At 59.9% G+C, this 15,135-nt stretch carries 12 protein-coding genes, 1 tRNA gene and 1 pseudogene; 2 read left to right on the forward strand and 12 right to left on the reverse strand.

What is annotated here, in order from left to right:
* Positions 1–29: 29 nt before the first annotated feature.
* From ACXAEH_RS17625 to ACXAEH_RS17635, 3 genes are read right to left on the reverse strand one after another with little or no spacing between them, the layout of a single operon-like run.
* A complete protein-coding gene (locus tag ACXAEH_RS17625; protein WP_475034605.1) occupies positions 30–1,244 on the reverse strand; it encodes a GIY-YIG nuclease family protein in 1,215 nt (404 codons plus the stop codon).
* Positions 1,244–3,316 carry a DEAD/DEAH box helicase gene (locus ACXAEH_RS17630; protein WP_475034607.1) on the reverse strand — a complete coding sequence of 691 codons (2,073 nt, stop codon included), beginning with the start codon at positions 3,314–3,316 and terminating at the stop codon, positions 1,244–1,246. The genes ACXAEH_RS17625 and ACXAEH_RS17630 overlap by 1 nt, the downstream gene beginning before the upstream one ends.
* Positions 3,317–6,043 carry a class I SAM-dependent DNA methyltransferase gene (locus tag ACXAEH_RS17635; RefSeq protein WP_475034609.1) on the reverse strand — a complete coding sequence of 909 codons (2,727 nt, stop codon included), beginning with the start codon at positions 6,041–6,043 and terminating at the stop codon, positions 3,317–3,319.
* Positions 6,044–6,438: 395 nt separating this feature from the next.
* Here ACXAEH_RS17635 and ACXAEH_RS17640 point away from each other — a divergent pair.
* Positions 6,439–6,549, forward strand: a pseudogene (locus ACXAEH_RS17640) (hypothetical protein); the annotation flags it as partial.
* 59 nt (positions 6,550–6,608) lie between these two features.
* Positions 6,609–7,628, forward strand: coding sequence for a tyrosine-type recombinase/integrase (locus ACXAEH_RS17645; protein WP_475034610.1), 1,020 nt, complete (start codon positions 6,609–6,611; stop codon positions 7,626–7,628).
* A 106-nt stretch (positions 7,629–7,734) separates the two neighbouring features.
* Here the strand turns inward: ACXAEH_RS17645 and ACXAEH_RS17650 are convergent.
* The 9 genes from ACXAEH_RS17650 to ACXAEH_RS17690 all read right to left on the reverse strand — a co-directional run bounded on the left by ACXAEH_RS17650 (position 7,735) and on the right by ACXAEH_RS17690 (position 15,095).
* Positions 7,735–7,811, reverse strand: a tRNA-Pro gene (locus ACXAEH_RS17650).
* A 173-nt stretch (positions 7,812–7,984) separates the two neighbouring features.
* Positions 7,985–9,088, reverse strand: coding sequence for a 3-isopropylmalate dehydrogenase (gene leuB, locus ACXAEH_RS17655; RefSeq protein ID WP_475034611.1), 1,104 nt, complete (start codon positions 9,086–9,088; stop codon positions 7,985–7,987).
* A 113-nt stretch (positions 9,089–9,201) separates the two neighbouring features.
* Positions 9,202–10,245 carry an endonuclease/exonuclease/phosphatase family protein gene (locus tag ACXAEH_RS17660; RefSeq protein ID WP_475034612.1) on the reverse strand — a complete coding sequence of 348 codons (1,044 nt, stop codon included), beginning with the start codon at positions 10,243–10,245 and terminating at the stop codon, positions 9,202–9,204.
* Positions 10,242–11,078 (reverse strand): hypothetical protein, encoded by an 837-nt coding sequence (locus tag ACXAEH_RS17665; protein WP_475034614.1) that lies wholly within the window; start codon positions 11,076–11,078, stop codon positions 10,242–10,244. Before ACXAEH_RS17665 ends, ACXAEH_RS17660 begins: the two co-directional genes overlap by 4 nt.
* A gap of 376 nt (positions 11,079–11,454) precedes the next feature.
* On the reverse strand, positions 11,455–12,060 hold the full coding sequence (leuD, locus tag ACXAEH_RS17670) for a 3-isopropylmalate dehydratase small subunit (protein ID WP_475034616.1): 606 nt from the start codon (positions 12,058–12,060) through the stop codon (positions 11,455–11,457).
* Positions 12,060–12,887, reverse strand: coding sequence for a hypothetical protein (locus ACXAEH_RS17675; protein WP_475034617.1), 828 nt, complete (start codon positions 12,885–12,887; stop codon positions 12,060–12,062). Before ACXAEH_RS17675 ends, leuD begins: the two co-directional genes overlap by 1 nt.
* Positions 12,888–12,904: 17 nt before the next feature.
* Positions 12,905–14,311 (reverse strand): 3-isopropylmalate dehydratase large subunit, encoded by a 1,407-nt coding sequence (gene leuC / locus ACXAEH_RS17680; RefSeq protein ID WP_475034619.1) that lies wholly within the window; start codon positions 14,309–14,311, stop codon positions 12,905–12,907.
* A gap of 52 nt (positions 14,312–14,363) precedes the next feature.
* Positions 14,364–14,477 (reverse strand): hypothetical protein, encoded by a 114-nt coding sequence (locus ACXAEH_RS17685; protein WP_039128958.1) that lies wholly within the window; start codon positions 14,475–14,477, stop codon positions 14,364–14,366.
* A 123-nt stretch (positions 14,478–14,600) separates the two neighbouring features.
* Positions 14,601–15,095, reverse strand: coding sequence for a DUF3592 domain-containing protein (locus ACXAEH_RS17690; RefSeq protein WP_475034620.1), 495 nt, complete (start codon positions 15,093–15,095; stop codon positions 14,601–14,603).
* Between the last annotated feature and the right edge of the window lie 40 nt (positions 15,096–15,135).

Genomic DNA, 15,135 nt, shown 5'->3' on the forward strand with positions numbered 1-15,135 from the left:
AATTTTAACCAGCCTTATAGTTCGACGGGTTACGATGCCTTGGTTTTGGGTGAAATTTTCTGGCTGGTCGGATCATACCAGAACTCATGCAGCCGCCCTTCTCGGATCAACGCTGTGGCATGACTCACATGCTCTGGCAAAACAAAGAACCATTCCTTGGGGTGGTGCACCTTATTGCCAAAACGATCTGGGACAGTGAGTTTTGCAGGACGCGCTGCTTCGAAGAACCGATGAAGAAGGTTCTCGACCCTTTCCCTGGGTAGGTTTCCCAAACGGTATGTTGCGACGATCTCAACAGGGGCCAGCAGAAAGGTTGGGTCATTCTTGGCATCTGCCACACGACGTTTCACGTCCTGGCTGGTCACACCGATCTTGTGAAGAATGTCGCGGTGTGGCCGGATGTTGGGATCATCGGACATGGATTTTGCGACATAGATTGTCCCGGTGACGGCCAGCTGGTCCGCCTCCCATTCCGGATCGAGTGGCCCCAACCCAACCTTCTGAACGGAACGGGCGGTTTTGTCATCGTTCAACGCTTTGCGGAATGAAGCGACCATGGGGTCACTTTCCGTGCCGTTGGACAGCACTATGCGCAGCCGGTCTTCCTGAGACAACCCGCCTGAAGATTTACGCATCCGCTCGACTACGAGGCACAGAAGCCCATTTCGGATGAAAACATCCCCGGCGACAGGTTCGATAATCGCCCATTTCTCGACGATCCTGGTTTTCCGCTCACCTGCTTCCAGAGCGGCCTGAATCTGCGAGAACTTGGCTTCGAATTGGTCGAATTCCTGGCAAGGGAAAAACTCTGCACGGTGTTCCGGCTGATGCCTCTCCGCAGACGGCGTAACATGACGGAGGTCCGAGAATTCTGTTGGCACCTCCAGATCATCATCAGCAAATATTTCGTCCAGACTGTCTGGGATAACATCTTCTGTTGGCTCGTCGCGCCAGTTCGCGTGTTCAGGTTCTGCGGCAGCCAAGAGGCCCAGCCTATCCGCCTCCAACATGTCTTGGGTCGGGGCTTGCCTCAACTTGTCCCAAATGGTTCCCAGGCGCATCTCTTCGTGGTCTTCCGCGTCCGGATCCGGCAGACGACCGTGCTGCTCGAAAAACCGCGTAACGTCGCTGAGGACAGCTGTTCCGCCGTCAGATTTCGACGCAACCTGCTTCTGAGGGGCGACTTGAAGAAGCCCAAACTCGTCTGGCTCGGCGAAGATGTCATCAAGTGTGGGTCTTGGCATCAGAGCGCCCCTTCACGCATTCGTTTGGCTTTCTGGGTTTTGAGCCAGGCCAAGGCCTCGGCCATCCGCTTCTCCAATGCATCAGCTGCGTTCAGATTGGGTTCACGCCCCTCGGAAGCCCGAAACGCCTTGATCCGTGGCCAAAGTGCGCGCGCTTCTTCCTCGGTCATTGCGACACGGATAGCGACCATGGCGGACTGGACGTGCTGCAGCAACTGAGCGTCGAGCGACTTGGAGGCGACTTCGAACCGTTCCTGGAAGGCGTTCACACTGTCGATCAGGTCGACGTCGATTTCGCGCACGTTGATGAATTTCTTCACCATTTGCAGAAGTGTGTTCGGGGCACCCTCCGGTTCTTCCTCACCGTTGTCGTCAACATCAGTTGGCTTGCCTTCAAAAACCGCAGCAGCCTCCGCCATCCCACGCTGCTCTTCCTGCCGGGCAAGGGTCAGAATGTTCATATGGGCTGCAAGATGCTGACGCGCGCTTTCGGTCTCTTCGTCATTGAGGTCCGGATAGCGCGTTTCGATGATGTCGGTCAGAACCATCTGGGTGGCGACTTCAGGAGCCGTGTCAGGCGCCAGAACCCGCTTGTCCATTGCCTGACAGGCTGCGGCCAGCAAATCGTGCATGTCTTGCTCGCAGATCTCCTTAGCGCGCTCAGTGGGCGGCTCGATCAAGCCCTTGATGCCGATCATGACGTTGCCCTGGCCATCGCTATGCACGGGCTCACGCACGTCCCCATCTTCGCGGCGGTAGAACTTGAAGTTCGGGGCCAGCACCTGCTCCATCAGCAAGGAGCCCGAGATCGCCTTGAGCATGTCGTTGACCGCATCTGAGACCACATCGGTTTCCACCCCCGGCTCGGCCACCAGATTAGTGAAGACCGCGCGCGGCTTGTCCGGAGCGTCGCGTGTGGCGCGACCGATGATCTGCACGATCTCGGTCAGCGAAGACCGATACCCGATGGTCAGCGCATGCTCGCACCAGACCCAGTCAAACCCTTCCTTTGCCATGCCGAGCGCGATGATAATGTCCACCTTGGAGCGATCTGCCGCATCATCCCGTTTCCCATCCGCGCCCTTGACCTCACGCGACAGGGCCGTCTTGACGATACCGCGCCCGGGACCGTCATCAACGAGGTCGGCAACCTTCAGAACCCGTCCCTCGGGCAGCTCGATCAGATCGAACCCGGTTTCCGGATCCCGCCCGACATGGCGGCCCAGGAAATCCATGATCTTCCCGACCTCGTTGTTCTTGTCGTCGAACGCCTCGGACGAGCCACGGTGTGGAATGTGGATGATGGTCTTCTGCGCCGGGTCCAGCACCCCCTCGAGTCCGTTGGTATAATTGCCCTTGTAGAACTGGTAATTCACCCCCAGCGCCTTGAGGTGCTCATAGCCTTCCAACTGTTCGTAGTAGCTGTAGGTGATCGTGGTGAACTTGGCCTCATCCTCAGGGCGCAGCACGGGGTCGGCGTCGCCACGGAAATAGCTTCCAGTCATCGCCATCAGGTGGCATTCCTCTCGCGCCACAATGGCCCGCAGGATCACACCCAGCCGGTTGTTGTCCGAGGCTGAGACGTGATGGAATTCATCCACTGCGATGAAGCAATCGTCAAACGCCTCAATCCCCTGATCCTCTACCACCTTGTCATAGGCAAAGCGAAAGGTGGCATGGGTGCAGACCAGCACCTCTGCGTCCGAGGCCATGAAATCCACAAAAGCTTTCACCTTCCGGTCCTGTGCGTCATCCCCGGTCAGGCAAAGATTCCACTTGTCCTCAACCTCCCAGTCCGCCTCGAACCCATAGCTGGCCAGATCCGTCGAGCGGAACGACCCGCCGATCGAGGTTTCGGGCACGCAGACGATGGTCTTGGCGCGGGCCTGATGGCGCATCTTGTCGAGTGCGATGAACATCAGCGCCCGGCTTTTCCCCGCCGCAGGGGGCGCTTTCAGCAGCAGAAATTGCGCCGCCCGTGCCGCATAGGCCCGCGCCTGCATTTCGCGCATGCCCATGGCGTTGGTCGAGGATTTCGAGCGCCCGTAGGTCACATTGAGCATCTGAGCCATCTATTTGCTCCTTTTGCCGCGCTTGGATTTCGCAGCCTGTTTTTCAATATGTTTGATCTTGGCGGCATAGAGCTTGAATAGATGCTCCAGCCGTTCGGTGTCATTCCGGAAGGGCCGCCCGATATACATGGTCTCCAGCAACTCATCGTTTTCTCGATGCACAGCGCGCAGATCGTCAGGCATTTTGTCGGGATCGTAGAGTTCAGCGATGGTGGCTGGGTAATGGGAATAGCGGCACTTCAAGATTTTACGGGCCGAGGTATTGAGCGCCTCGAGCTGATCGTCTGAGAACTTCGGAACTGGGAAGGTGTTCCAGCCCAAAGTGTTGGAATATCGAAATCGGCTCTCAAGCCTGCCGCATACAGCAGCGATCCAAGCGAGGTGTATACGCGATGCAATCAGTGCGATGCACCAATCGGGGGCGTCGTAAAGGACCTGATTGAGGTTGGATGAAATCACATCTGCACCCGCCCGATCCACTGGCAGATAAGGACGGCGTTCCGACGTGACGCAGGGAACCAAGATAGTATGCGAATAGGTGGAGGGGCTTCTACGCTCAACAAAACGATGTGGTTGACTTGCGAAGTCTCGGGTTGAGGGGTTTCGGCTTTCTGACCTCATCGTCGCTACACGCTCTAACCGTTCAGAGATGAAGGGGATTGCCGCGCAAACAGAAGTCGCGTCAGGAACCTGTCGTTCGTCAATCCATAAGCAATAACGTGAAAGCCCTCTTACGACCTCTTCTGATCCCAGAAAACTGCGAACAAAGATATCAGCCTCAGGGAAGGAGGAAAGCAGTTCAACTCTTTCACTTGGCGTTAGAACAAGGTGGCCGCCGTCCCTGGGCATTTCTCCGAAAGTCATGAATGGAAGATCAAATACGCTTCGGGTTGCAGCTTTGACTATTTTTCTTTCTCCGTTAATCAAATACGGATTGATGTTGTTTGCGACTGCTTCGATACCATCGTCAAACAGGCGTTTCGTGGCAGATGAACTATTCCTCAACCCAACAATCACACAGACCACAGCCGCATTTGCGGACGCATTGTTGCGCCACTTGAACGACCGATGTCCAAAACCGATCTCAACACCATCCTGAAGAACTTCAGGCCAAAGATTGGAAGCCGATGCGCCCTGGCAAATTGAGTTTGTAGATACCAAGGCGGACTGCGCTAAGCGTCCACGAATGTAGTTGCCGGCTTTGAAATACCAGGCCGCGACAAGGTCGAACGCTCGGTAGTTTTTGACATGCCCCTTGAACACATGGTCCATGTCGGCCTTTTGATCCTTGTCCTGTTGGGCTTTTCCCAAGAACGGCGGATTGCCCGCAATGAACACCTCTTGCCCTTCCCCAGGAGGTGGGCAGACCTCTTCCCATTCCACCCGCAGGGCGTTGTCGCAGACGATATGGGCGCTCTCGCGCAGCGGCAGGCTGGCCGGACCCTGGCCAAAAACTTCCTTGAACACTGCATTGGCCTGATACTCGGCGATGAACAGCGCCAGCTTGGCAGTCTCGGCAGCAAAATCGGTAAGCTCGATCCCATGGAAATTGGCGATCTTCACGGCCGAAAACATTTCCTTCGTGCTCTCGCCCGTCAGTTCCTCGAGCCGTTCCAGGATCCGCATCTCGCGTTCGCGCAGCTGCCGATATGAGACGACCAGGAAGTTGCCTGATCCACAGGCGGGGTCGAACACCCGGATCCCCTCGATCCGCGTGAGCGCCTTGCGCAAGCCATTGGGCCTTTCCCAGGCCTTGTCGATCTCACCATCGAGGTCATCCAGGAACAGCGGCCCGATCACCTTCATGATGTTGGGCACCGAGGTATAGTGCATCCCCAGCTCGCTGCGCTGTTTGGGATCAGCCACCGACTGGATCATAGAGCCAAAGATGTCCGGATTGATCTCGCGCCAATCCTCGCCGCAAGCGTCGCGCAGATAGCGATAGGCGGTCACGTCAAAGACGGGCGCGTCGATAGATCCCGCAAAGAGCCCGCCGTTCACATATTCCAGGTCTCCCGCCCAGGCAGGAAGATCGCTTCGCTTGTCCTTGGGGCGGTTCATGGCGTTGAAGGCAGCGATAATCACCTCGCGCGCTTCCTCGCCCTTGTTGCCAGCATGGTTGAACAGGATCTGGCTGAATTGGTTGTCGGGGAAGATGCCGACATCCTCGGCGAACATGCAGAAGATCAGCCGCATCATCAGCTGGTTCATCTCATGCCGACGCGCGTCACTGGCCCAATCCGGGTTCTTGCGCACCAGTGCGTCATATAGCTTGGCCAGCTTGGCGGTGACCTTGACGTCGATCGGGTTTTCTTCGGCCGCCTCATAGCGTTCCTTGCCCGCGGCAGGCAGGAAGAAGCCGAATTTGTCCCCGATCTCGTCAAAACGGCAATGCAGGGTCTCTCCGCTGACCCGCTGCTGGGCTGCCACCATCTCGCCATCGGTGGCGATCAGGATCGCCGGTTTGGCGGTGGCGGTTTTCTTGGAGTTTCGCAGGGCCTCCAGGGTGACATCGGCCATTCCGGACATGGCAGGCGCAAAGTGGAACTTCTTGTTGACCAGGACGCCGCCGGGCTGATCCGACTTATTGGTTGTGCCATTGCGCAGCTTGGCAATCGCCGCCTGGGCGACATCGGTAGCCTGGGCAAATTCGAAAGGGAATTCGTCAGCGTCGAACGGTTTGCCGGAGATCTGTTCCAGGGCTTCGAAGATCTCGGTGGGGTTCATGGAAAGTCCGTTCTTGATAGTTCTGTCTTGGCGAAGCCAAAATTGACTGCGTGGGAAATTTCTAAGTGCGGATAGTGGTTTGCGCAACCTATTGTTGATTTCATCGACCGTGTTTCGGAAGCACATAGCCGTTAAGATTTTCCAGCTTCTGAAACAATTCGTGGAACACCTGGATTCTAAATTTATTCATTGAAATCATATATTTAATATTTTCTTTTAGGCTTGATGCGCATCCGAAGTCGCAGTTGCTATAGAGTATTCTGTTAACATGAAAACAGGAGTTGTTCTCGCAATGAGCAAAAGCATCCAGCATGAGGCCCGCAAGAAACGATCCATTACTATCCGCATGTTCTGCAACGCCCCGCCGATGTTCATGCCGACCCAGGGAGGCCGGCATGAGCGCTGACGAAGCGTTTTTGACTGTTGAAGATTTTGCAGCAGCTTTGCACCGCACCATTTCGTCCAGAACGGTTAGGACGATGATCCACCATGGACAAATTAACGCGACCAAGATTGGGCAGCGTTTTTACATGACACGTGAAGAACTGGAGAGGTTCGTTTCTACATGCCACGCAAACGCAAACCGGCCCGACTCTTCCAGCGCAAAGACGATGGCGCTTGGGTCATCCTCGACGGAGGACAGCAGATCCGGACAGGTTTTGGTGACGGATTTCATAAGGAAGCAGAAGAAGTCCTGAGTGATTACATCGCACGGAAGAGACGACAGGATGATCATGTTTACGAGCCGGGTGAGATCACCGTCGGCGAAGTCCTGGTGCACTACGGTGAAGCCAAGATGAAGACGGTGCGCGACAAGGATCGTTTACTATACACAATTCAGGCTCTGTCGCCTTACTGGGGTGACCTGAAAGTGTCGGAAATCGACATCGATAGGTGTTGTGGTTACACGGCCTGGAGAAAATGTGCAGCTTGGACCGTTCGGCGCGAGATGACGACGCTGAATGCCGCGGTTAAATACGCCTTGGCGACGCGCAGGATCAGTTATGCTCCGATTGTGACCTTGCCGGAAAAGGGGGTTGCGAATGACCGCTGGCTGACTGAGGAAGAAGTGCAGCGTCTGTTGGGCGCTTCCGCACCGCACGTCCAGAGGTTCATCAAGATTGCGCTCTATACTGGGCGCCGCAAGACGGCGATCACGCGACTGAAGTGGATGCCTTCCCTGAATAGTGGTTGGGTCGACCTTGACACTGGTGTGATCCATTTTCTCGGCAAGGCCGAGGCTGAAACCAAGAAGCGCAAAGGCTTGGTCAGGATGCCGGCCACGCTCCACGAGGAAATGAAAACTTGGGCACAGGAGGGAAGCCACGTGGTGTCCTTCAAGAACACCCCGATACACCGGATCGATAAGGCCTTCCGAGCCGCTGTCAAGCGCGCCGAACTGAAGGACGTAACGCCCCACACCCTCAAGCATACGGCAGTAACCTGGGCGTTCAAAAGGGGCATGACCCTGGAAGACGCGACAGCCTACTTTGCCACCTCGCGCGAGACCTTGGAGAACGTCTACCGATCCTACAGTCCGGATGCGCTGAAGAAGGCCGCCGGGATCATGGACTGGAAAATTTGACGCGCCCTGGCAACGAATGCGCACATCCACCGCATGAAACGTTGCGAATATCGTTGCGGCCACTTCGCTGAAAACAACAAAGGCGCCCTGAGGCGCCTTGTTTTATTGGTCGGAGTGAGAGGATTCGAACCTCCGACCCCTGCCTCCCGAAGACAGTGCTCTACCAGGCTGAGCTACACTCCGACCGTGGAGGGCGAAATAGCTCAGGGCGCGGTGTTTGACAAGGGCGATTTCACAGAAAGATGCGGATTTTGAGGATTCTTTTTCCAGCGGCCGGACGGCGGGAAACCGCCACGAAAAAGCCCCGCGCCGGCGGCCGGGCGGGGCTTTGAAATCTCTCGGGAAACGCCTCTAAATCAGAGGCTTGCCTCCAGCGCTGCAATCACTGCGTCACCCATCTGGCTGGTGGAGACCGGCTCCACGCCTTCGCTGGCCAGCAGGTCCGCGGTGCGCACGCCATCGGCCAGAACCTTCTCGATTGCAGTTTCCAGGCGGGCGGCTTCTTCGCCCTGGTCGAAGCTGTAGCGCAGCGCCATGGCAAAGCTCAGGATGCAGGCGATCGGGTTGGCCTTTCCCTGGCCCGCGATGTCGGGGGCGGAGCCGTGGACGGGTTCGTACAGCGCCTTGGGACGGCCGTTTTCCATCGGCGCACCAAGTGACGCGGAAGGCAGCATGCCCAGCGAGCCGGTCAGCATCGCGGCGCAGTCGGACAGGATGTCGCCGAACAGGTTGTCGGTCAGGATGACGTCGAACTGCTTGGGCGCGCGCACCAGCTGCATCGCACCGTTATCAGCGTACATGTGCGACAGCTCAACCTCGGGGTAATCCGCCGCAACGCGGGTCACCACCTCGCGCCACAGGATGCCGCTCTCCATCACGTTGGCCTTCTCCATCGAGCAGACCTTCTTGTTCCGGCGCATCGCCAGCTCAAAGGCGGACCGGGCGGCACGCTCGATCTCGCTCTCAGTATAGCGCTGGGTGTTGATGCCGACGCGCTCGTTGCCTTCCTCGAAGATGCCGCGCGGCTCGCCGAAGTAGACGCCGGAGGTCAGCTCGCGCACGATCATGATGTCCAGACCGGCAACGATGTCCTTCTTCAGCGAGGAGAAATCCGCCAGCGCATCAAAGCACTGGGCCGGGCGCAGGTTGGAATAAAGGTCCATCTCCTTGCGCAGGCGCAAGAGGCCGCGCTCGGGCTTTACCGAGAAATCCAGATCGTCATAGGCCGGGCCGCCAACCGCGCCCAGCAGCACTGCGTCGACCTCTTGCGCCTTGGCCATGGTCTCATCCGCCAGCGGCTTGCCGTGCTTGTCATAGGCCGCGCCGCCGACCAGATCCTCGCTCACATCGAACTGCAGGCCGCGCTTGTCTCCGAACCAAGAGATGACCTTGCGCACCTCGGTCATGACTTCGGGGCCGATCCCGTCGCCGGGCAGAATCAAAATCGATGGGTTGGGCATGGGGATCCTCCTAAAAACAGCTGGCACGGGCGTAGCGGGACAGCGGAGCAGGGTCAATAACAGCCCTAGGAAATAAAGGGGATTGAGGGGGATTTGCCGGGGACCGGAACGGGTCAGTCCAGCGCAATATCCACCCAGACCAGCCGGTGGCGGCTGGCCACGGCGGCAGGCGCGTCCGGGCCCTCGGGCCAGGCAATACCGCTGCCGGTGACGCGCAGCCCGGCAGAGGGCAGAACATAGTCCACCCGCATCTGCCCGATTCCGGGCCAATCCACTGTCGCAGTCCCGCTGCTCCCGCTTTCCGGAACAGGGTCCTGCAGGCGGGGATCTGCCAGCAGGCTGCGGATCGCAGGCTTGATGCCTTCTCCCTGTGCGGGGTCGAGGTTGGCATCGCCCGCAATGACAAAGGGGCCGTGGGGCACAGGCCCTAGCTGCCCGTCCAGCAGCAGCTGCCACAGGCGGATTTCATCCCGGTTGCGCCGCCCGTTGCGGTCCTCGGGCCCGTCAAACACCGGCGGGCTGGCATGGAAGGTCATCACGTTCAGCCATCCGCCGCCGGCCAGCATCACCGGCACCAGCCAATGCGCGGTGGAAGACAGACGTTGCACCGCTTGCGCCTCAGGGGAGGGGTAGGGGCTGCCGTCCGGATGCTGCGGCAGCCGCGCGCCGGGCAGGTCCCGCCACAACAGCCCCGAAAAATCGCGGATACCCTCCCGGTCCACTGGCAGCCGGGACAACAGAGCGATGCCGCCCTCGCCGCGGAACCGCCCGTAGCCCTGATTGTCGCGCGGTCCTCCGGTCCGCCCATCGCCATCCAGGTCCAGCGGCTCCGGCGGCGGCAGGCCTGCGTTGGGCTGCAGCGACACCAGATGCGGATAGGGAGCGCCTGCCTCCGCCAGCCGCTCCGCCAGGGCGGCGAGGGCGCGGTTTTCATAGTCCCAGTCGATCCCCTGCAGCGCCAGCACATCGGGCTGCATCGCTGCGATCACATCGGCGGCCGCGTCGATCTGCGGATCTTTGCCCCGCTCGATATCGCGCAGCAGCAGCCCGGGGCCGTCGCGGGACAGTTCGGTGTTGAAGGTGGCGATGCGCAGCGTGTCCGCTTGGGCCGCAGCGGCGGCCAGAACCAGGAGAAGACCTGCCGCCAGCTGCCTCATGCGGTCTGCATCGCCTCATCGGCGGCGCTGCAGGCGGCGCGGCGCTTCTGTGCAATCAGCCCGGCGATACGCAGCATTGCCATGCCGCGCATGATCATCGAAGCGGGCACCAGCGCCCAGCCGCTGACCGCCCAGACCAGCATATGCGGGGCTGCAAGCATACCTGGATCGACCAGCCCGGAACCCAGTTTGACTGCGGCGGGCAGTGCAAAGGGCAGCAGCACGCCGCAGATGATGTTGATCCGCGCGTCCCGCTGCAGCCGCTGCACCACATCGCCGCCGGTGGTGGGATCGAACAGCGGCAGGTTGATCCAGACATTGAAGGCGCCGCTTCCCACCGGCCAATGGCCGACCCGGATCACCAGCGCAAACAGGGCAATCGCCATGCCCGATACTGCACAGGCCAGTGCTGCTGCGTCGCGCACCATCAGCACGGTAGTCTCGGATGCTTGAGCGGGCATCATCAGCACGGTCAGCTGAACCGGCGAATAGGCAAAGCTGAGCTGCCCGCCCAGCCAGCCGCCCAGCTGCTGCACCAGTGCCGTCAGCCCGGTTGGCGCCAGCGGATGCGCCGCCAGCAGGCTCAATGCGCCGACAGCAGCGGCTGCGGCGGCAAAGCGCATCCGGTTGATCGGCGGCGCACTGCGGAATTCGACGAAGCTGGGGAAGTGAGAGTAATACTCGGCAAAGGCAAGCGCCGCGCCCAGAAGCGCAATGAACAGGATGATCTCGGGCGTGCCGGTGGCGGATGCCGGCAGAATCAGCGACGGCATTGCAAACAGCATGGCCACCAATATGCCGCGGAACGCCGCGCCTGTGATGCGTGCAAACACGTCTATGTTTCCCTTCGAAACCGGACCGGGCGTTTTTTCTCCCTGGTTCCAGCTTTGAAGCCCCCTGATGCGGTCAGGGCGCTCTGCCTCAATTTTGCCCCAATGTTGCCGGTTGGCGGCTTTCCGCTCAAGAGGCAGCGGCAGGCGAGGGGGTGCTTTCGCAGGCCGACTGGTGCGGGATTGCATCAGCGAAGTGATGGAATTTGAGGGGGTTGGCAGGCTTTCTACCACATGCTGTGGCTGCAGCCAATGGATGCACAAGGCGGCCACCCTGGTGGAATTGCGGCGGAAATGCGGCGCGAATCTGGCGGTGCCGCCAAAAGCAGAGCCGCCCGGAAGGGGCGGCTCTGAAACTTCAGCTAAGGAAGGTTCCGGGTCAGACCCAGGGGCGCGCCTGCGCGGCTTTTTCCTCGAAGGTCTTGATCGAGTCCTGTTTCTCCAAGGTCAGGCCGATATCGTCCAGCCCGTTCAGCAGGCAGTGCTTCTTGAACGCATCCACTTCGAACTTGATCACTTCGCCGTCCGAGGTGGTGATTTCCTGCGCTTCCAGGTCCACGGTCATGCGGGCGTTTTCGCCCTTCTCCGCGTCCGCCATCAGCACATCGACCTGCTCCTGCGGCAGCACGATCGGCAGGATGCCGTTCTTGAAGCTGTTGTTGAAGAAGATGTCGGCAAAGGAGGTGGAGATGATGCATTTGATGCCGAAGTCGGCAATCGCCCAAGGCGCGTGCTCGCGCGAGGAGCCGCAGCCGAAGTTGTCGCCCGCCACCAGGATCTCGGCGTTGCGGTACTGCGGTTTGTTCAGCACGAAATCCTCGATCTCGGTGCCATCGCGGTTATAGCGCATCTCGTCGAACAGGTTCTTGCCGAAGCCGGTGCGCTGGATGGACTTCAGGAACACCTTCGGGATGATCATGTCGGTGTCGATATTCACCAGCGGCATCGGGGCTGCGATACCCTGCAGTTTCTCGAACTTTTCCATTACTCGTTTCCTTGTTTCTGGTGCTTCAATCCGCTGAGATCAAAGCCGATCTCTTCCGCCAGGCGGGCGATGAAGCTGTGTTTTTCGGGCCGGTGCGCCTTGTGGTAACGGCGCACCATTGAAGCATAGAGGTGGATGGCCAGCGTATCGTCGGTGAGCCAGCCGTCTTCCTGGCAGTTGCCGCTGAACAGAACGTCGGTCAGAACGCCGCGGATCGGATAGAACACATCCGGCTCGCGCACATGCTTTACTTCGCCGGTTTCGTTCAGCGTGTAGTCCAGCGCCCTTGGGCCCAGCGAGGGGCGCTGCAGCTCAAACGCTGTCAGCAGCCGTTTGCCGGGCGGGGCGGCTTCCACCTCTTTCCGGATCTTGCGGTTGAGCCAGGGGGGCACGAACCCGGGATCCTCGAACCAGTCCAGCAGATGGTTCAGGGTTGCCGAGTCCTTAGGAAGCCGCAGCACCGCGCCGTTGATCGACCGCGTCGGTTCATAGCCCACGTGATAGTCCACATCCGGCAACGGCCGGTAGCAGAGCATATCGGTGTCGATCCAGATCATCTCCGTCTGTTTCAAGAGGTACAGGCGGAACAGATCCGACAGCATCGAAGCAGGCGCGTCCCCATGCCCTGCCGCGGCAGGGTCCCAGATCTCCGCGGCGGGGCAGGTGAGGACACCTGCCGGAACCTGCGGCGCGGTCTTGCCGGTGTAAAACAGCACAACCTCATGGCCGCGCTGCACGAAACTGGCCAAGGACAGTTCGTGCAGCCAGTTGAGGCTGTCGCCGACCCACAGGCTCGCTACCGCTGGAAGGGAAGTGCTGGACGCCATTGGTGCCCCCTAAAGGCTCAGATCAGCTCGCGCACATCCGTCAGCTTGCCGGTCAGAGCGGCAGCCGCCGCCATCGCCGGGCTCACCAGGTGGGTGCGGCCCTTGTAGCCCTGACGCCCCTCGAAGTTCCGGTTCGAGGTTGCAGCGCAGCGCTCATGCTCGGACAGCTGGTCGGGGTTCATCGCCAGGCACATGGAGCAGCCCGCAAGGCGCCATTCGAAACCGGCTTCCTCAAAGATCGCGGCCAGGCCTTCTTCCTCTGCCTGCGCCCGCACCAGGCCCGAGCCCGGCACGATCATGGCGCGCATGCCGTCCTTGATCTTCTTGCCCTTCACCACTTCGGCCACGGCACGCATGTCTTCGATGCGGCCGTTGGTGCAGGAGCCGATGAACACGGTGTCAATCTCGATGTCGGTCAGCTTCTGGCCCGGGGTCAGGCCCATGTACTCGAGCGAGCGGCGGGCCGCTTCGACCTTGCCGCCTTCGAAATCCTCAGGGGCCGGAACCACACCGGTGATGGGCAGCACGTCCTCGGGCGAGGTGCCCCAGGTCACGACCGGTTCGATGTCTTCGCCGCGGATGGTGACAACCTTGTCGAAATGCGCGCCTTCGTCGGTGTAGAGGGTCTTCCACCAGTTCAGCGCAGCTTCCCACTGGGCGCCTTTGGGCGCATGGGTGCGGCCGTTCACGTATTCAAAGGTAGTCTCATCCGGGGCCACCAGGCCTGCGCGCGCGCCGCCTTCGATCGCCATGTTGCAGACGGTCATGCGGCCTTCCATCGACATGTCGCGGAACACCTCGCCGCAATATTCGATGACATAGCCGGTGCCGCCGCCGGTGCCGGTCTCGCCGATGATCGCCAGGGTCACGTCCTTGGGGGTGACGCCGGGGCGCAGCTTACCGGTCACTTCGACCTTCATGTTTTTGGATTTCTTCTGGATCAGCGTCTGGGTGGCCAGCACGTGCTCCACTTCCGAGGTGCCGATGCCGTGCGCCAGAGCGCCGAATGCGCCGTGCGTTGCAGTATGCGAGTCACCGCAGACCACGGTCATGCCGGGCAGGGTCCAGCCGTTTTCCGGGCCGACGATATGCACGATGCCCTGGCGGATGTCCGAGACCGGATAATAGTGCACGCCAAATTCCTTGGCGTTCTTGTCGAGCGCCTCAACCTGGATGCGGCTTTCCTCGGTCATGGTGGCCGGGTCGGCGCGGTCCAGGGTGGTCGGCACGTTGTGGTCCGGCACTGCGATGGTCTTGTCCGGAGCATGCACCTTGCGGCCGGCCATACGCAGGCCTTCAAACGCCTGCGGGCTGGTCACTTCGTGGACCAGGTGGCGGTCGATATAGAGCAGGCAGGTGCCGTCCTCTGCTTCATGCGCAACATGCGCATCCCAGATCTTGTCATAGAGTGTTTTGGGGGACATGAGTCCTCTCCCGTATCTTGTAGAAATGCTGGCTTTGGGCTGGGCAGGCACCTTATAGGCGCGCCAGGACCGTGCGGGCGGCGCCAAAGAACCGCTCGCGCAGGCGTGCGCGGTCTTGCAGTTCGATCTTCTGGGCCAAGACATAGGTCATGGCTGTCAGATACATCCCGGCGGGCCGGCAATCAGAGATTCGTTCTAAGGCCGGGCGCTAGTGTCTGAAGGATGCAAGAGGGCAGGCGGCCATTCAAATGAGAAGCCGTGCCCCCGGTGCCCCTCGTGCCGGCCGCAGTCAGGGGCCGGGGTCTGTCTCTGCCTGCCGCCTGGCATCGGCACGCGACATCGACCGCAGGGCAAACCGCATGCCAAAGGCGCCGGTTATGCCCAGCCCGGCCATGACCAGCGGCATCATCCAGGTGGAGAAGAAACCGTGCCGCTCCTGCACCCAGCCGCGGTTTTCCTCGTGATACAGGATCCCGAATGTCTGGCCCGCTTCAGGCGTGAAGCGCACCGGCAGAAAAACCTCTGCCTGCCACCAGTCGCCGGCAGCATCCTGATAACGGACAGTTGGATAATAGTCGCCGTCATCGACCGTGCGTTTGGTGACAGTATCGGTGCGGGTCCCGTGGACATAGCGGACCGACAGAATTTCAGCCTCAGCAGGTTGCGCGTGCCGCACGAACCGCCAGCTGTCGAGAAAGGCGATTATGCCGAACAGGATGAAAATCCCCGGCACCAGAAACATCAGGATGCGCATCCACAGCGGTTGTTTGACAGTTTCTGCCATCGGCCCCTCCGTTTTCCGCAGCTTAGCAAAGTCCTGGCTG

It is taken from the genome of Leisingera sp. ABM4_060, assembly GCF_056158765.1.